The sequence below is a fragment of the Stenotrophomonas sp. S39 genome (assembly GCF_016624665.1).
In the GTDB taxonomy this organism is placed as follows: domain Bacteria; phylum Pseudomonadota; class Gammaproteobacteria; order Xanthomonadales; family Xanthomonadaceae; genus Stenotrophomonas.
This window is the reverse complement of sequence record NZ_JACVTT010000026.1, coordinates 1-15,696: the sequence shown is the minus strand read 5'-3', so window position 1 is coordinate 15,696 and position 15,696 is coordinate 1. Positions and strand designations below refer to the sequence as shown.

Below are 15,696 nucleotides of genomic sequence, written 5' to 3'. Positions count from 1 at the left end.
GCGTGCGGGGAACGATATCCACCCGATGGCGCCCGGCCATGCCCGGCGGCCGAATGTATCCCACTGTAGGAACCCGCCGTCGTCCTACAGTCCGGTACAACTCGGCGCCACGGCGAAACAGCCGCGATACACCCACCGGCGGAAATGGCCACTCCCAACACCGGAGTGCCACCCATGATCCGTACCACCCTGCTTGCCGCCGCCCTGGCCCTGGCCGGCGCCGCCACCCCCGCCTTCGCTGCGCAGGCCGATGCCGGTGCGCCGCCCACGGTCATCCTGGTGCACGGCGCCTTTGCCGATGGCTCCAGCTGGAACAAGGTCATCACCACCCTGCACGACTGGAAGCTGCCGGCGGTGGCCGTGCAGAACCCGCTCACCTCGCTGGCGGACGACGTGGCCGCCACCCGCCGCGCCATTGCAGCTGCACCGGGCAAGGTGGTGCTGGTCGGCCACAGCTGGGGCGGTACGGTCATCACCGAAGCGGGCAACGATCCCAAGGTGCAGGCGCTGGTCTACGTGGCCGCGTTCGCACCGGATGCTGGCCAGTCCTCGGCGCAGCAGGGCGAAGGTTTCCCGGTCGGCCCCGGACTGACCCGCCTGCAGGAGAAGGACGGTTACCTGACCCTGCCGGCCGATGCCATCGCGCAGGATTTCGCGCCCGACGTGATGAAGAAGACCGCAGCCCTGCTGTACAGCACGCAGGTGCCGTTGAAGGCCAGCGCGCTGGGTGAGGCCGTGACCACGGCGGCGTGGCGCAGCAAGCCGAGCTGGTATGTGGTCAGCCGCGATGACCGCATGCTGTCGCCGCAGCTGCAGGTTGCCACCGCGCATCGCATCGGCGCGCAGCTGCAGTCCATCGGCAGCAGCCATGTGTCGCTGCTTTCGCACCCGGCGCAGGTGGCCGACAGCATCCTGGAAGCGGCCGGGGTGAAGCCGGCCGAGCTGCCGCTGGCCGAACAGGGAGGCTGAGCGATGGCCACGCTTCGCGCCTATACCGTGCCGCTGCTGCTGGCCCTGCTTGGCGGTGCTGCGCTGCTGCTGGCCTGGCCCAGCCCCGAAGCCGGCGCACAGACCGCCGAGGCCGCACCCGCTATGGGCTTCAACGGCGGCGGGCCGTGGCACAACAGCCCGCCGCTGGCCCTGGACCAGCTGCGCGGGCAGGTGGTGCTGGTCGAGTTCTGGACCTATGGCTGCAGCAACTGCCTCAATGTCGCGCCGTACGTGCACCAGTGGCATGCCCGTTACGCACCGAAGGGCCTGCGCGTGATCGGCGTGCACACCCCCGAATTCGCCTATGAGGGACTGCAGGGAAACGTGCGCCACGCGATCCGCCGCCTCGATGTCACCTGGCCGGTGGTGCAGGACAACCAGTACCGCATCTGGAATGCCTGGGGTAACCGGTTCTGGCCGGCGCTGTACCTGGTCGACCGGCAGGGCAGGGTGGTCTACCGCCATTACGGCGAAGGCGACTATGCACGTACCGAAAGCGAGATCCAGCGCCTGCTGGCCAGCCCGTGAGCCGCGCTACCATGGCCGCGCCGCGCGGCCTTGTCCTCCGCCGCCATCATCGAGAACGCAATGAACCACGTACCGCACATCCTTGTCGTCGATGATGACAGCGACATCCGCCAGATGCTGGCCGACTACCTGCAGCGCAACGGCCTGCGCGTCAGCCAGGCCGATGGCGGCCGCGCGATGCGCGCGCTGATGGACACCCACGCCGTGGACCTGGTGGTACTGGACGTGATGATGCCCGGCGAGGATGGCCTGAGCCTGTGCCGCAACCTGCGGGCCGGCAAGCACCGCGCCGTGCCGGTGGTGCTGCTGACCGCGCGCGACGACGAGACTGATCGCATCATCGGCCTGGAAATGGGCGCCGATGACTACGTGACCAAGCCGTTCTCCTCGCGCGAACTGCTGGCGCGCATCAACGCGGTGATCCGCCGCACGCAGATGCTGCCGCCCAACCTGCAGGTGAGCGAGGCCGGCCGCCAGCTGGCCTTCGGCGACTGGCGCCTGGATACCACCGCCCGCCACCTGCTGGATGCGCAGGACACCGCCTATCCGCTCAGCGGTGCCGAGTTCCGCCTGCTGCGCGTGTTCCTCGACCACGCCAACCGCGTGCTCAGCCGCGACCAGCTGCTCAGCCTCACCCAGGGCCGCGATGCGGAACTGTTCGATCGCTCGATCGACCTGCTGGTCAGCCGCGTGCGCCAGCGCCTGGGCGATGATGCGCGCGAGCCGACCTACATCAAGACCGTGCGCAGCGAAGGCTATGTGTTCAGCGTGCCGGTGCAGCTGCTGGGGCCGGAGGAATGAACGCCGCCGCGCGCCGCCTGCCATGGCCGCGCACGCTGTCCGCGCGCCTGCTGCTGTTGCTGCTGGGCGGGCTGACCCTGGCCCACGCACTGTCGTTCGGCCTGCTGTTCTTCGAGCGCTACCAGGCCACGCGCAGCATGATGCTGCGCAACCTGGACGAGGACGTGGCGGTGAGCGTGGCCCTGCTGGAACACCTGCCAGCGGATCAGCGCCAGGCCTGGGTGCCGCGGCTTGAGCGCCGCACCTATCGCTACCTGCTGCGTCCGGCTGCGTCTGGGCCGGCACTGGAAACCGGGCGCGCGCGCCAGGTCACCGCCATCATCGATGACAGCCTGGAGCATCGCTATCCGCTGCTGGCACGCCAGGTCGCGCGCCTGCCCGAACGTTTCGAGGTGGAGCTGCGGCTGCACGATGGTTCACCGCTGACCATCGAAGTGACCCCGTCCGGCCTGCCGCTGGCGCGCTGGCTGCCGGCCGTGCTGCTGGTGCAGCTGGCGTTGCTGCTGCTGTGCGCGTGGCTGGCGGTGCGGCTGGCGCTGCGCCCGCTGCAGCAGTTGTCGCACGCGGTCGAGCACCTGCAGCCGGGCAAGGACGCAGCGGTGCTGCCCGAGGATGGCCCTGCCGAAGTAGGCGCGGCTGCGGCCGCACTCAACGCGCTGCAGGCACGCATCCGCGGCCATGTCAGCGAGCGCCTGCAGATCCTGGCCGCCATTTCGCACGACCTGCAGACACCGATCACGCGGATGAAGCTGCGCGTGGAAACCCTGCCCGAAGATGCCACCCAGCAGCGCCTGCTGGATGACCTGGACCACCTCGGCCAGCTGGTGCGCGAAGGCGTGGCCTATGCCCGCAGCAGCCATGTGGCCAGTGGTGCACCGGTGGCGATGGACCTTGCCGCGTTCCTGGCCAGCGTGGTCGGAGATTACGAAGACATGGGCAAGCCGGTGTCCGGCGGTGCGCCGGCGGGACTGACCGTACAGACCTGGCCGCAGCCATTGCGCCGGGTGGTCGGCAACCTGGTGGACAACGCGCTGCGCTATGCCGGCAGCGCCGAAATCGATGCCGGTCGTGATGCTGCCGGCAAGCCATGGATCAGCGTGTCTGATCGGGGCCCGGGCATTCCCGAGGACCAGCTGCAGGCGGTGCTGGCGCCCTTCCACCGGCTGGAGAGCTCGCGCAACCGCGATACCGGCGGTACCGGCCTGGGCCTGGCCATTGCCGTGCAGCTGGCACAGTCGCTGGGGGGTTCGCTGCAGCTGCGCAACCGGGACGGCGGTGGCCTGCAGGCCGTGCTGCAGTTGCCGGGCTGATGGGTGGGGTCGGATCCCTTTGCCAACGGCAAAGGGCTCTGACCCCGCAACCGCCTGCCTGGGGTCAGAGCCCATTCCCTGCGGGAACGGGATCCGACCCCTCGCCCGGCCTGCAGGTGCACCGCGCCATCACCCGGCGCGTGACACCCTCCGCCCATGACTGAAATGACCGCGGCGCGGCAGCGCTCGATGTGGGTGGCAGGCCTGTCCACCGTGGTGGAGTGGTACGACTTCACCCTCTACCTGTACTTCGCGACCGTGCTGTCGCGGGTGTTCTTCGGTGGCGGCGAGCAGGCCATGCTGGTCACCCTGGCCGGGTTCGCGGTGTCCTACCTGATGCGTCCGCTGGGCGCGCTGTGCTTCGGCCACCTCGGTGATCGCCTCGGCCGGCGCTGGATGCTGCTGGCCTCGATGGCGCTGATGGCGGCGGCGATGCTGGCCACGGCGCTGTTGCCGACCGCAGCGACGGCGGGCACCACGGCCGGCATCCTGCTGCTGGTCCTGCGCTGCGTGATGGCCTTTTCGGTAGGCGGTGAATACACCGGGGTGGTGGCCTACCTGCTGGAAAGCGCACCGGCGCGGCGACGCGGCCTGGTCACTTCGCTGGCCTCGGCCGCCAGCGAAGTGGGCGCGTTGCTGGCGGTGGCGATCTCCGCGGTGACGGTGGCGACGCTCACGCCCGCGCAGCTGGATGGCTGGGGCTGGCGCATCCCGTTCTTCGTCGGTGCCGCGCTGGCGCTGGTGATCCTCATCGCACGGTCGGGCATGCATGAGTCGCCCGAGTTCGAGCGCCAGCGCCGCGAGGGCAGCATTCCGGCCACGCCGCTGCGCCACGTGCTGCGCAACCATCCCGGCGCGGTGGCGCGCACGTTCGCGATTTCCGCGCTGGGCTCGATCACCTACTACGTGGGCATCACCTACGTGCCGGCCTTCCTGCACGCACAGGGGCACGACGAAGGCGATGCGCTGTGGCTGTCCACGGTGGCCGCGGTGGCGGTCATCGCGATCACGCCGCTGTGCGGCATGTTGTCTGATCGCTTCGGGCGGCGTCCGCTGTTGCTGGGCCTGACCGTACTGGCGGCACTGCTGCCGTTGTCGATGTTCGGCTGGATGGCCGAGGCGGCGCCGCTGGGCATCGCGCTGGCGGCGGTGGTGCTGGCCTGCGTGGCGGGTGGTGTAAGCGCGGTGGCCGCACCTGCCACGGCCGAGCAGTTCCCGGGCGAAGGCCGGGTGAGCGGGCTGGCACTGGGCGTGACCATGGCCACGGCGGTGTTCGGCGGGGCGACACCGTGGCTGGCGCAATGGTGGGTGGAACGCAGCGGCTGGGCAGCGGCACCGGGCGCGATGATCGCGCTGGTGGCGGTGCTGGTGCTGCCGGTGCTGTGGACCCTGCCCGAGACGACCCCGGGCAGGGCCAAGCGCTAGGCGATCAGACCGCCAGGGTCTGCTCGATGTCGGCCAGCACGGCCGGGGCATCCACGCCGATGGCGATCGACTGCAGCACGTGGCCATCCCACACGCTGGGGCCGAAGGCCAGGCCTTCCGGCTTGGGAATGGTCATGCCGCGGGCCACGCCATCGGTGGCCACGCGCACGCTGGCGCGTTCGAACTGGAACAGCTCCGGGCGGGTCAGGGCGATGCAGGCGCAGCAGTCGTGCACGACCATGCCCTTGTGCCCGGCCTGCAGGTAGAAGTCCACGTAGTCCTGCGAAAGCGCGCGCACCAGCTCGGCGTCGGCACCGCCGATGGCAGCCAGCTTGTCCAGGCCGTCACGGTCCATCTCCACGCGGGTGGTGACGTCCAGGCCGATGGCGGTGACCGGCCACTGTGCGGTGAACACGATGTCGGCCGCTTCGGCGTCGCCCCAGATGTTGGCCTCGGCGGCCGGGGTGATGTTGCCGTTGACGTGGAAGGCGCCGCCCATGAGGACCACGCCGCGCACCAGGCCGGCAATGTCCGGGGCGTTCTGCAGGGCCAGGGCCAGGTTGGTCATGCGGCCGACTGCCACCAGGGTCACTTCGCCCGGGTGGGCGCGGACCAGGTCGATGATCAGCTGGTGGGCCGGGCGCGCATCGGCGGCCACGTCCAGCGCGGTCGGCACCGGGTGGTTGCCCAGGCCGTTGTGGCCATGGATGTGCACCGGCCAGGCTTCCGGCGTGGCTTCGGGCTGCAGCGGGCCGGCGGCGCCGCGCGCGACCGGGGCGGCAAAGCCCCAGGCCTGCTTCAGGTACAGCGCGTTGTGGGTGGTCGAATCCACCGAGGCGTTGCCGAAGGTGGTGGTGACGCCGACCAGGTCGATCTGCGCGTGCTTGTGCAGGTACAGCAGGGCCAGGGCGTCGTCGACGCCCGGGTCGGTATCGAAAATGACTTTCAGCATGTTGTTGTTCTTCTTCTTCCGTGTGGTGCAAGGGGGCCGGCGGGCCCCTGGGGACCGGGCCGGCGCGCCCTACATTGTCCCATCTTCATGACAGGCAGGGCGAACCGCCGCGGCGGTGCTATCGTCAGGGGGTATCCAGGGAGGGAGCACCGCCATGAAGACATCCGCGATCCTGCTGGCCGGGCTGCTGTGCCTGGGCGCCGTCGCGCCTGCATTGGCCACCTCGGTGGCGCCGAAACCGCTGGCGGAAATGGTGGCGGAAGCCGACCAGATCGTCCGCGCCAAGGTGGTCGACGTGGAGATGGTCGATGGCAAGGGACGGCCGCTGACCGATCCCGGATCGCGCACCGGGCCAGGCCTGGACAACGAGATCCGCCTGGTCCTGCAGGTGCAGGAAGTGCTGCGGCCGCGGGAGGGCAGGGTGCCGGCGACGATCCGGGTGCCGCTGTGGACGATGTGGCATTACACCTTGGGCCATATCCGCGAGGCCACGCTGGGCAGCGAAAGCCTGTTCCTGCTCAAGGGCGAGCGCCATGCACCGGTCTACCCGGTGGATTTCCAGCGGCCGCTGGATGAGCGCGCGCAGATCCAGTCATTGATGGTGGCGCCATGACCGCGCCGGTTCGCTGCTGCGGAGGCACACCATGCTGGTGGTGACCCTGGTCCTGATCGCCCTGGTGCTGGGCCTGAACCTCGTCGCCACGTTCGTGGTGGTGCGGCGCGATGACGTGTCGGTGGGAGGGCGGGCGGTGCAGCTGCTGCTGGTCTGGCTGTTGCCGCTGGTGGGCGCGATCCTGTGCATGGCGATCGCCACCGCCGATGGCTCGGTCAGCCGTAGCGATGGCAGCTTCGCGGGCAGCTACGATTCCTCGGGCAGTTACTCCAGTGACAGCCACAACAGCCACAGCTACAGCGGCTCGGACTGCAGCAGCGACAGTGGTGGTGGCGATGGCAGCTGCAGCGATTGAGGCCATGTAGAGTCGAGCTTGCTCGACTGCCTCTGAAAAGCAGTCGAGCAAGCTCGACTCTACGAAACAGCGGTCGGCCGGCGTTGTTCGTGCCGTGCCGTACCCGCTCAGCCGCCGCCTTCGGTCGGCAACGGTGCGGGCACGTTCAACAACCCCCCATCGGCCACGTAGGCGGCCAGCGCCTGGCCCTGGCTCAGCAGGTGGCGTTCCATCGTGCGTTCGGCCGCCTGCGCGTCACGACGGCGGAAGCAGTCCATCAGCTCGCGGTGCTCGGCCAGCGACTGCGCGGTGCGGCCCGGTGCCAGCAGCTGGCGGCCACGGTGCATCTTCAGGATGCGGTGCAGGTCGTGGGTGATGCGGATCAGCCACGGGTTGCCGGCGTAGTGCTGCACGGTTTCGTGGATCAGGTAGTTGTTGCGGTAGTACTCGGCGATGTTGCCGTTGGCGGCGGCCGCTTCCATGGCCGCGTGCAGATCCTCCAGCTGCTGCACGCCGGCATCGTCGATGTGCCTGACCGCCTCATGCGCGCAGCGGCCTTCCAGCATCGCCATCACCGGGAACAGCTGGTTGAGGTCTTCCAGCGTGAGCCGGGTGACCCGCGCGCCGCGGCCAGCATCGATCTGCACCAGCCCTTCGGCAGCCAGGAGCTTCAGCGCCTCGCGCAACGGCGTGCGGCTGATGCCCAGTTCCTCGCACAGTGCCGGCTCGTCGATCCATTCGCCCGGCGGCAGCCGGTAGTCGTAGATGCGCTCGCGCACATGCTCGGCCACCTCTTCGTACAGAGGCGCGCGCTTCTTCGGTGAACGCGGGGCGGGAGCAATGGCCATGGTGGAAAGTGTACTGCCTCCCTGCGTGGAACCTGTAACGGGGTGGGGAAATACGGCTTGGTAGAGTCGACCGTTGGTCGACTGCCCTTCGCATGGATCCCGAAGATCCCGCGCTGCGCGCGATAGTCGACCAACGGTGGACTCTACCCCCCCGATTCGAAGGGGGCCGGAATCCTCCGGCGCCCCTGCAAAATCACATCCAGCCCGGCACCACGAACACCAGCCAAGCCAGCAGCGGGCCGAACGCGACTACCAGGCCGCTGTAGACCAGGAAGCGGCGGAACAGCGTCTCGCGCTCTTCCTTCGCTGCCGAGGCCACCACCAGTGCGCCGTTGGTCGAGAACGGGCTGACGTCGACGATGGTGGACGACACCGCCAGCGCGCAGATCACGCCGGCGGCCCCCAGGTGGCCCTGCATCAGGAACGGCACCGCCAGCGGGATGGTCGCGCCCAGCACGGCGGCAGACGAGGCGAACGCGGAGACGATGCCGCCGACGTAGCAGACCAGCAGCGCACCCAGCAGCGGGATGCCGATGCTGGAAACACCATGGCCGATGAAGTCCACCGCGCCGGCATGTTCGAGCACGCCGATGTAGGTCACCACGCCGCAGATCAGCAGCACGGTCGACCAGCTGATGCCATCGACCGCACCCTTCTGGCTCTGCGGCGAGAGCAGGGCCAGCACCACCGCGACGGTGATCGAGACCAGACCGACGTTGAGGTTGTAGATCAGTGCGGCCACGCCCAGGCCGAGCAGGCCGATCAGGGTGAACAGACGCTCGCGGGTGAAGCCCACTGCATCCAGTGCGGCCGGATCGTTCGACAGCGTGCCGCCACCGGCGGCCACCAGCGCGCCGTGGCCTTCGATGGCGAACTGCCGCGACGACGCCTGCGGGCCACCGGCCATGGCCAGGTCAGCACCGCCCACGGTGCCGGCAGCAGTGATCGAACCACGACGCATCAGGGCGATACCGCCGAAGGCCAGGAAGCAGATGATCGCCATCATGAAGTTGAAGCCGAGGCTGGTCAGGAACACCGCCATCTCGGTCACTTCCAGGCCGGCCTTCTGCACCACGCCATTGGTGATGCTGCCGTACACGCTGATGGGCGAGAAGCCACCGGCCTGCGCACCATGGATCACCAGCAGGCCCATCATCAGCGGGTTGATGTTGTACTGCTTGGCGAAGCGCAGCGCGACCGGGCCGATGATGGCCACGGCGGCCGGGCCCAGCGCGCCGAAGGCCGTCAGCACGGCGGTGATGACGAACATTACCCACGGGATGGCCACGATGTGGCCGCGCACGGCTTTCACCGCCCAGTGCACCAGCAGGTCGATGGTGCCGTTCTTCTGCGCGATGGCGAACAGATAGGTGATGCCGACCAGGGTCAGGAACAGGTCGCCCGGGAAGCCGGCGAGCACTTCCTTGCCCCCCATGCCGACCCAGACGCCGCCGACGATGAAGGCCAGGGCGAAGGCCACCGCACCCATGTTGATGGGCATCGCGGTAGCGACGATGAACATGATCACCAGGCCGATGATCGTTGCGATTTGTGGACTCATGCGCCCTCCCAGACACGTGACTCGCGTACAGCTCGGATGGAGACCCGCCATCCCGGGGTAAGGCGTCGTACAACGTGATGCGTGATGCGTACTGCTCGAACCCGTTACTGCAGCCGCTCCAGCGCGCTGCGGACCCATGCCGCGGCGCCGTCCAGGCTCTGGAACTCTTCCACCGCGCGCACCTCGCAGCACGGGTAGGACGGCGCGACCATGCGCGCCAATGCGTTGCCCGGGCCCAGCTGCAGGAACACCCGCGCGCCGCGCTCGAAGGCCTGGCGCATCACCTGCGCCCATTCAATGGTCTGTGCCAGCTGCGCCGACAGCGTGTGCACCGCTGCCGCGCGATCACGCACCGGGCGCGCATCGATGCCGGCCAGCAGCGGCAGGCGCGGCGCCAGCAGCGGCGAAGCATCCAGCGCGGCCGCAAACGGTGCGACGGCGGCCTGCAGCAGCGGGGTATGTGCAGGCACGTGCACCGGCAACGGGCGGACCTCCGCACCCTGTGTACGTGCTGCATCGGCCAGCGCCTGCAGTGATGCCTGCGTGCCGCCGACGATGAAATGATCCTGCCCGTTGGCAATCGCCACATGGGCGCCGTGTGCATCGCACAGTGGCTGCAGGGTGTGGCGCTGCAGCCCCAACACCGCCTGCATGCCCGCATCGGCGGGGCTGGCGGCATCCATCAGCCGCGCGCGCTGTGCGGCCAGGGCCAGGCAGGTTGCGGTGTCGACGCTGCCGGCAACCGCATGTGCGGCCAGTTCACCGATGCTGTAACCCGCCACGACCACCGGCGCCGGCAGGCCGTCGCGCAGCACCTGCCAGTGCGCCAGCGTGGCCGCGCACAGCAGCGGTTGCGCCAGCGCATTGTCGAAGCGCGCGTCATCGGCAGCGGCGGCGAAGACATCACGATCAAGTACAGCGCCCGCGGCGTGCAGGACATCGCGGGCCGCAGGCAGCTCGCGCACGCGGTCGAACATCGCCGCATGCTGCGCACCCTGGCCGGGGCAGAGCAGGGCCAGGCTCATGCGCCCTCCTGCTGCAGCAGGAACCAGGCGCAGGCCAGCAGGTCGGCGCTGCCACCGGGGCTCAGGCGACGGGCCACGAAGCCCTCGCCGAGGGCATGCAGGCGTGCCTGCCAGCCGGCTGTGAAGGCACCGCCGCCTGCGAGGAAGCTGCGTGCCTGCTGCTGGGCCCAGGCCAGCCCGTCAGCGCCACCACGGTGCAGCAGGTTCAGGTCATCCACCTGCGCAACCAGCTGCATCAGGGTCTGGCACAGGGCCGCGTCGCGCGGCAGGCCGCTGTGCAGGGCATGGCGCAGGGTCGGTACAGCCAGGTCGCGCAGCACGGGGTAACCGGCGGCGGCCTGTTCGCGCACGCCCGGCACGCCATGGTGCAGGCGCGCGCGCTGGCCGGGGCTGGACGCATCCAGCGGCGCAGCGGCGAAGTCATCGGCCCAGTGCTGCACGGCCAGGCAGACCTGCGCGGCGGGCGCGGCGTGGCCCTGCTGGCGGCGGCAGCGTGCGGCGGCGGCCACCAGCAGGCCCAGGCTGAAGATGGCACCGCGATGGGTGTTGATGCCGCCGGTGGCGCGCAGCATCGCGTGCTCGGCGGCAAGGCCGTGCGCGCGCAGGGCAGCGAACGGCGCATCGTCGGCACCGGCGCTGGCAATTGCGGTGAAGTAGTGGCGCAGCGCGAACAGGCTGCGCAGGAACGTGCCGGCGTCCATGTCGTCATGGCTGCCGCTGTCGAACGGGGTCACCAGGCCCGGCTTCGGCGCGCAGGCCAGTTCGGCATGCAGGCTGGCGATGGCCAGTCGGCCCAGGCGCGCGCTGTCGACGCGGCGCGCGATGTGCGGGTTGGCATGCGCGAGGGTGTTCATGCGGCCACTCCGGTGGCGACGAACAGGCGTTCGCGGGCTTCCAGCGCGGCGCCTTCCAGGCGCTTCACCAGCACCTGGCGGCTGCCACCGGCGTATTCGCGCCAGTTCACCGCGCCGCCATCGCCCAGGCACAGTTCGCCATCCACGCGACGGCCATGCTCGCGTTCCCACTCCTGCAGGCGCGCGACCACCGCGTCGGCCTGCGCGGCGGCATCCACCTGCCACAGCAGGTCGATATCCGAAGCGGCATGCACGTAGGGCAGGCCACTGAGATGCTGCCAGGCGAAGGCACCAAACACGCGTGCAGGCGCAATGTGCGCCAATGCGTGCAGCGCCAGTTGCCAGTCATGGGCAACTCCGGTGGCGAGGATCGCTTCCAGCGTCGGCGGCGGCTGCTGGCGCAGTACATCGTGCAGCGGTACGCGCAGGGCGATGCGCTGCTTGCCTTCGCTCGGCGGCAGCGGCACGCCCAGGCGAAGGCGCGGGTCGGGATCATCCACGGCGCGCCGCGCCACCATCGCTGGCAGCCCCTGCGCAAACCACGCCGCCAGGCGCGGTTCGTGCGCGGCCACGTCGGCCCGCCAGTCGGCATTGGCCGACAGCCAGGCCAGCGTGTGGCGGGCGGGCCGGTCAGGCATCGCCGCGGGCCACCGCAGTGCAGACTTCGGCTGCCAGCGCACGGCCGCCGCGCTCTGCGCCGCGTGCGGCACGCAGGTCGCCGTCGCTGGGTGCGCGCAGTGCCTGCAGCAGGTGCTGGGCCAGGTCGCCGTCCCACAGCGAATCGACCGCACCCATCGACACGTAGTTGGCCACGCCCGGCGCGAACACCGGCGAACTCTGGCTGAGTGCCTGCAGCTTCTCCAGCGGTTGCTTGGTCACCCGCGCCATCGCGCGCAGATCCATCACCCGCACCTGCGCGTCGGGCAGGGCGTGGATGTGGTCGGCCATCAGGCCGAAGGACAGGAAACCACCGCTCACCGATTCACCGTAGACCAGGGTGACCAGCCGCGCGCCACGGCGGCGGGCCAGGTCGAGGGTCTGCGCAAGATGGGCGAAGTAGCCGTTGATGCCCAGCAGTTCATCGCGGCGGGCCAGGCGCTGGCCAGCGGTGTCGGCCAGCATCACGATGGGTCGCTGCGGATGCGCAGCGGTGCTGGCCAGTACGGTGTCGGCCAGGGCCAATGCATGGTCCACGCCGACCTCGATGCGGTCGGTGGTGCCGATCACCGTCACCTCGCCATCCTCGGTGGTGGCCGTGCCGGTCAGCACCGAATCCTGCACGTCGATGCGGTGCCCGCGCGGGAACAGGGCGTCGAGCAGGGTCTGCAGCGGGGCGCTCATGGCAGGCTCCGGTCGGCGGTGGCGGCAAGGAAGGCGTCGGTGTCCAGCAACGGCAGGCGCTCGGGTTCGGCGATGCCCTGGCGTGCCCAGATCTGCAATCCATCGCGGCAGTCGCCCCAGGCCTGCACGCGTGCCTTCAGTGCGGCATGGCGGGCCTGCAGGGCATCCAGTGCGGTGTCGGTATCGCCGCTGGCGGCGTCGGCCTGCAGCGCATCCACGGCGGCACGTGCAAACGCTTCGATGGCGTCGGGCACCAGCATCTGCGCCTGGTCGATCAGGTAGCGGTGCTTGCCGCCGGTCACGCGCCATACCAGGGCGCGGTCGCGCGAGTCGAATTCTTCCACGCCGCGCACGGTCTCGATCACTTCCGGCCCGGACAGCGACAGCCGGCCTTCCTCGGACATGATGACGGTGGTGCAGCAGCGGGCGACGATGCCCATGCCGCCAAACGCACCATTACCGCTGCCGATCAGGGCGACCACCGGCACGCCAGCGGCGCGTGCGCCCAGGGTGGCGCGCATGATTTCGGAAATGGCGATCAGCCCCGCATTGGCTTCGTGCAGGCGCACGCCGCCGGTGTCGAGCAGCAGCAGCACGCCGTCGGGGCGTGTCTGCGCCGCGCGGCGCAGCAGGCCGGTCAGCTTGGCGCCGTGGACCTCGCCAACGCCACCGCCCATGAATTCACCCTGCTGCGCGGCCAGCAGCACACGCCTGCCCTGCAGCGTGGCTTCGCCGACGACGATGCCATCGTCGAATGCGGCCGGCTGGTCGAGCTGGGCCAGGTGCGGGCTCATCACCCGTCGCGCCGGGCCGAGGAACTCGCGGAACGAACCGGCATCGACCAGCCCGGCAATGCGTTCGCGTGCATCGGCTTCGTAATAGCTGTGGCGTTGTACGTGGCTCATGGCGTGCCTCCGGCCAGCAGGGTTTCCACGGCCTGGTCCAGGCGCAGGCTGACCACGGCCGGGGTCGCGCCGGCATCGTTGATCGATATGCGCACGTCGCGCAGCGGATAGCGTTGCGCGAAATCGGCGATGACCGCCTGCCAGATGGTGCCGAAGCCCTGCGCGGCGGTGATGATCCGCACCGTCATCGCACCGTCCTGCGCGGCGGGCTCCAGCAGGATTTCCAGGTTGCCCGAGGCGAGCACGCCCACCAGCACCGCATCGCGCGGGAACTGCACCGGGGTGCGGCCGTCGAATCGATAGTCGAGGGTTTCCATGCTCTGTCCCTTACCAGTTGCGGAAGCGCTTGGGCGGGTCGTACAGGCCACCGGACCAGCGCACCAGGTCCTTCACCGAACGCGCAGCCAGCAGGTCGCGGCTGGCATCGCGCGGCGAGATGCCGAGATCTTCGGGGCGGCGGATCACGCCGCGGTCGCGCAGGTTTTCCACCATCGCGCGGTCGCGCCCGAGGCCCACGGCGGTGTAACCGGACACGCCACGGATCGCCTGTTCGCGCTCCTCCGGCGTGCGGCACAGCAGCAGGTTGGCGATGCCTTCCTCGGTCAGCACGTGGCTGACGTCGTCGCCGTAGATCATCACCGGCGGCAGCGGCATGTCCGCGCGCTCGGCCAATTCCCAGGCATCCAGTCGTTCAACGAAGGCCGGTGCCATGTGCTCGCGGAAGGTTTCCACCATCTGCACGACCAGCTTGCGCCCGCGCGGCATTTCACCCGGTCGCGCGGCCTGCTGCCCGGCCTTGATCCAGGCATCGCTGGCGTGGCGTCGGCCGCGTGCATCGGAGCCCATGTTGGGCGCGCCACCGAAGCCGGCGATGCGGTCGCGGGTGGCGGTGGAACTGTTGCCCTGCAGGTCGATCTGCAGGGTGGAGCCGATGAACATGTCGCAGGCATACAGGCCGGCGGTCTGCGAGAACGCGCGGTTGGAGCGCATCGACCCGTCGGCGCCGGTGAAGAACACATCGCCACGGGCGGCGATGTACTTCTCCATGCCCAGTTCCGAACCGAACGAATGCACGGATTTGACGAAGCCCGATTCGATCGCCGGAATCAGTGCCGGGTGCGGGTTCAACGCCCAGTGCTGGCAGATTTTTCCCTTCAGCCCCAGCGACTCTGCGTAGGTGGGCAGCAGCAGTTCGATGGCCGCGGTGTCGAAGCCGATGCCATGGTTGAGGCGGTTGACGCCGTACTCGGCGTAGATGCCCTTGATGGCCATCATCGCCATCAGCACCTGGATCTCGGAGATCTGCGCCGGGTCACGGGTGAACAGCGGTTCGATGTGGTTCGGGCGCGGCGCCTGCACCACGAAGTTGACCCAGTCAGCGGGGATATCGACGCGGGGGAGGGTGTCGACGATTTCGTTGACCTGGGCGATGACGATGCCGCCGCCAAAGGCAGTGGCTTCGACGATCACCGGGGTGTCTTCGGTGTTCGGGCCGGTGTAGAGGTTGCCGTGGCGATCGGCAGCCTGTGCGGCGACCAGCGCCACGCGCGGGGTGAGATCGATGAAGTAGCGGCCGAACAGTTCCAGGTAGGTGTGGATGGCGCCGATCTGGATGCGCCCTTCGGCCACCAGGTTGGCCAGCCGCACCGACTGCGGACCGGAGAAGGAAAAATCCAGCTTGGAGGCGATGCCGCGCTCGAACACGTCCAGGTGCGAGGGCAGCGACAGCACCGACTGCACCATGTGCAGGTCGTGCACCCGTGCCGGGTCCAGGTCGGCCAGGGCCTGGGCAAGGAAATCGGCCTGCTTCTGGTTGTTGCCCTCCAGGCAGACCTTGTCGCCCGGTTCGAGGAGGGCGTGCAGCAGTTCGGCCACATCCGCGGCGGCGACTTCGCGGCCCCTGGCCCATGGCGCGGCGCGTTCCAGGCGGGCCTGGCGGCTGCGTTCCAACGTGTCCCAGCTCGGGTTCATCGACCGGCTTCCGATTGGTGTTGGAATAATTACGGCATAATTATGGCGGGGTGTGCAACCCGCAGCGCAGCAAAAAGAAGGGCCCGCGCGAAGGCGGGCCCATTCAGGGTTGAGAGGTATGCCGACCAACGGTCGGCACCCACCGGGATTGCGCAGTAGATCCACGCCATGCGTGGATGGAGGCCCTGTGTGGGGTCAGAGCCCTTTCCGTGGAAAGGGATCCGACCCCGGGCATGAC

Annotated in this window: 17 protein-coding genes; 7 read left to right on the top strand and 10 right to left on the bottom strand. The window is 69.3% G+C overall.

The features are described 5' to 3' along the window. The first annotated feature begins 174 nt into the window (after window positions 1-174). From IAE41_RS09025 to IAE41_RS09005, 5 genes are all read left to right on the top strand, one after another. Window positions 175-969, top strand: coding sequence for an alpha/beta hydrolase (locus tag IAE41_RS09025; protein ID WP_108760185.1), 795 nt, complete (start codon window positions 175-177; stop codon window positions 967-969). Window positions 970-972: 3 nt separating this feature from the next. After that, the gene (locus tag IAE41_RS09020; protein WP_200732876.1) at window positions 973-1,518 is read left to right on the top strand and encodes a redoxin family protein; all 546 of its coding nucleotides are present in this window, start codon (window positions 973-975) and stop codon (window positions 1,516-1,518) included. A gap of 60 nt (window positions 1,519-1,578) precedes the next feature. Beyond that, a complete protein-coding gene (locus IAE41_RS09015) occupies window positions 1,579-2,319 on the top strand; it encodes a response regulator transcription factor (protein ID WP_079225131.1) in 741 nt (246 codons plus the stop codon). Further along, window positions 2,316-3,629, top strand: a complete 1,314-nt coding sequence (locus IAE41_RS09010; RefSeq protein WP_200732875.1) for a HAMP domain-containing sensor histidine kinase — start codon at window positions 2,316-2,318, stop codon at window positions 3,627-3,629. The genes IAE41_RS09015 and IAE41_RS09010 overlap by 4 nt, the downstream gene beginning before the upstream one ends. A 165-nt stretch (window positions 3,630-3,794) precedes the next feature. Then, window positions 3,795-5,054 (top strand): MFS transporter, encoded by a 1,260-nt coding sequence (locus IAE41_RS09005; protein ID WP_079221016.1) that lies wholly within the window; start codon window positions 3,795-3,797, stop codon window positions 5,052-5,054. A 4-nt stretch (window positions 5,055-5,058) separates the two neighbouring features. Here IAE41_RS09005 and IAE41_RS09000 read toward each other — a convergent pair whose 3' ends face one another. Then, a complete protein-coding gene (locus IAE41_RS09000) occupies window positions 5,059-6,006 on the bottom strand; it encodes a nucleoside hydrolase (RefSeq protein WP_200732874.1) in 948 nt (315 codons plus the stop codon). Window positions 6,007-6,160: 154 nt separating this feature from the next. Between IAE41_RS09000 and IAE41_RS08995 the strand changes: the two genes are divergently transcribed. Together IAE41_RS08995 and IAE41_RS08990 are read left to right on the top strand one after the other, a co-directional pair. Further along, window positions 6,161-6,619: a hypothetical protein gene (locus IAE41_RS08995; protein WP_200732873.1), complete on the top strand. Its 459-nt coding sequence runs from the start codon at window positions 6,161-6,163 to the stop codon at window positions 6,617-6,619. Window positions 6,620-6,650: 31 nt separating this feature from the next. Further along, window positions 6,651-6,974, top strand: a complete 324-nt coding sequence (locus tag IAE41_RS08990) for a hypothetical protein (protein WP_200732872.1) — start codon at window positions 6,651-6,653, stop codon at window positions 6,972-6,974. Between the two features lie 107 nt (window positions 6,975-7,081). Here IAE41_RS08990 and IAE41_RS08985 read toward each other — a convergent pair whose 3' ends face one another. The 9 genes from IAE41_RS08985 to mdcA all read right to left on the bottom strand — a co-directional run bounded on the left by IAE41_RS08985 (window position 7,082) and on the right by mdcA (window position 15,458). Beyond that, window positions 7,082-7,801, bottom strand: a complete 720-nt coding sequence (locus tag IAE41_RS08985) for a GntR family transcriptional regulator (RefSeq protein ID WP_079221020.1) — start codon at window positions 7,799-7,801, stop codon at window positions 7,082-7,084. A gap of 193 nt (window positions 7,802-7,994) precedes the next feature. After that, on the bottom strand, window positions 7,995-9,362 hold the full coding sequence (locus IAE41_RS08980; protein WP_200732871.1) for an SLC13 family permease: 1,368 nt from the start codon (window positions 9,360-9,362) through the stop codon (window positions 7,995-7,997). Window positions 9,363-9,466: 104 nt separating this feature from the next. Beyond that, on the bottom strand, window positions 9,467-10,387 hold the full coding sequence (gene mdcH / locus IAE41_RS08975; RefSeq protein ID WP_200732870.1) for a malonate decarboxylase subunit epsilon: 921 nt from the start codon (window positions 10,385-10,387) through the stop codon (window positions 9,467-9,469). Further along, window positions 10,384-11,241, bottom strand: coding sequence for a triphosphoribosyl-dephospho-CoA synthase MdcB (gene mdcB, locus IAE41_RS08970; protein ID WP_200732869.1), 858 nt, complete (start codon window positions 11,239-11,241; stop codon window positions 10,384-10,386). Before mdcB ends, mdcH begins: the two co-directional genes overlap by 4 nt. Then, window positions 11,238-11,879, bottom strand: a complete 642-nt coding sequence (gene mdcG, locus IAE41_RS08965; RefSeq protein ID WP_200732868.1) for a malonate decarboxylase holo-[acyl-carrier-protein] synthase — start codon at window positions 11,877-11,879, stop codon at window positions 11,238-11,240. The genes mdcB and mdcG overlap by 4 nt, the downstream gene beginning before the upstream one ends. Next, the gene (mdcE, locus tag IAE41_RS08960; RefSeq protein WP_200732867.1) at window positions 11,872-12,582 is read right to left on the bottom strand and encodes a biotin-independent malonate decarboxylase subunit gamma; all 711 of its coding nucleotides are present in this window, start codon (window positions 12,580-12,582) and stop codon (window positions 11,872-11,874) included. Before mdcE ends, mdcG begins: the two co-directional genes overlap by 8 nt. After that, entirely contained in the window at window positions 12,579-13,487 is a 909-nt protein-coding gene (locus IAE41_RS08955) for a biotin-independent malonate decarboxylase subunit beta (RefSeq protein ID WP_200732866.1), read from the bottom strand. Before IAE41_RS08955 ends, mdcE begins: the two co-directional genes overlap by 4 nt. Next, window positions 13,484-13,804: a malonate decarboxylase acyl carrier protein gene (gene mdcC / locus IAE41_RS08950; RefSeq protein WP_200732865.1), complete on the bottom strand. Its 321-nt coding sequence runs from the start codon at window positions 13,802-13,804 to the stop codon at window positions 13,484-13,486. Before mdcC ends, IAE41_RS08955 begins: the two co-directional genes overlap by 4 nt. Before the next feature lie 10 nt (window positions 13,805-13,814). Next, window positions 13,815-15,458, bottom strand: a complete 1,644-nt coding sequence (gene mdcA, locus IAE41_RS08945; RefSeq protein WP_200732864.1) for a malonate decarboxylase subunit alpha — start codon at window positions 15,456-15,458, stop codon at window positions 13,815-13,817. Window positions 15,459-15,696 lie beyond the last annotated feature (238 nt).

Bases quoted from the DNA above. Each gene is read 5' to 3' on its own strand.
- IAE41_RS09025 (WP_108760185.1), top strand. From the start codon at position 175: ATGATCCGTACCACCCTGCTTGCCGCCGCCCTGGCCCTGGCCGGCGCC.
- IAE41_RS09020 (WP_200732876.1), top strand. From the start codon at position 973: ATGGCCACGCTTCGCGCCTATACCGTGCCGCTGCTGCTGGCCCTGCTT.
- IAE41_RS09015 (WP_079225131.1), top strand. From the start codon at position 1,579: ATGAACCACGTACCGCACATCCTTGTCGTCGATGATGACAGCGACATC.
- IAE41_RS09010 (WP_200732875.1), top strand. From the start codon at position 2,316: ATGAACGCCGCCGCGCGCCGCCTGCCATGGCCGCGCACGCTGTCCGCG.
- IAE41_RS09005 (WP_079221016.1), top strand. From the start codon at position 3,795: ATGACCGCGGCGCGGCAGCGCTCGATGTGGGTGGCAGGCCTGTCCACC.
- IAE41_RS09000 (WP_200732874.1), bottom strand. From the start codon at position 6,006: ATGCTGAAAGTCATTTTCGATACCGACCCGGGCGTCGACGACGCCCTG.
- IAE41_RS08995 (WP_200732873.1), top strand. From the start codon at position 6,161: ATGAAGACATCCGCGATCCTGCTGGCCGGGCTGCTGTGCCTGGGCGCC.
- IAE41_RS08990 (WP_200732872.1), top strand. From the start codon at position 6,651: ATGCTGGTGGTGACCCTGGTCCTGATCGCCCTGGTGCTGGGCCTGAAC.
- IAE41_RS08985 (WP_079221020.1), bottom strand. From the start codon at position 7,801: ATGGCCATTGCTCCCGCCCCGCGTTCACCGAAGAAGCGCGCGCCTCTG.
- IAE41_RS08980 (WP_200732871.1), bottom strand. From the start codon at position 9,362: ATGAGTCCACAAATCGCAACGATCATCGGCCTGGTGATCATGTTCATC.
- mdcH (WP_200732870.1), bottom strand. From the start codon at position 10,387: ATGAGCCTGGCCCTGCTCTGCCCCGGCCAGGGTGCGCAGCATGCGGCG.
- mdcB (WP_200732869.1), bottom strand. From the start codon at position 11,241: ATGAACACCCTCGCGCATGCCAACCCGCACATCGCGCGCCGCGTCGAC.
- mdcG (WP_200732868.1), bottom strand. From the start codon at position 11,879: ATGCCTGACCGGCCCGCCCGCCACACGCTGGCCTGGCTGTCGGCCAAT.
- mdcE (WP_200732867.1), bottom strand. From the start codon at position 12,582: ATGAGCGCCCCGCTGCAGACCCTGCTCGACGCCCTGTTCCCGCGCGGG.
- IAE41_RS08955 (WP_200732866.1), bottom strand. From the start codon at position 13,487: ATGAGCCACGTACAACGCCACAGCTATTACGAAGCCGATGCACGCGAA.
- mdcC (WP_200732865.1), bottom strand. From the start codon at position 13,804: ATGGAAACCCTCGACTATCGATTCGACGGCCGCACCCCGGTGCAGTTC.
- mdcA (WP_200732864.1), bottom strand. From the start codon at position 15,458: ATGAACCCGAGCTGGGACACGTTGGAACGCAGCCGCCAGGCCCGCCTG.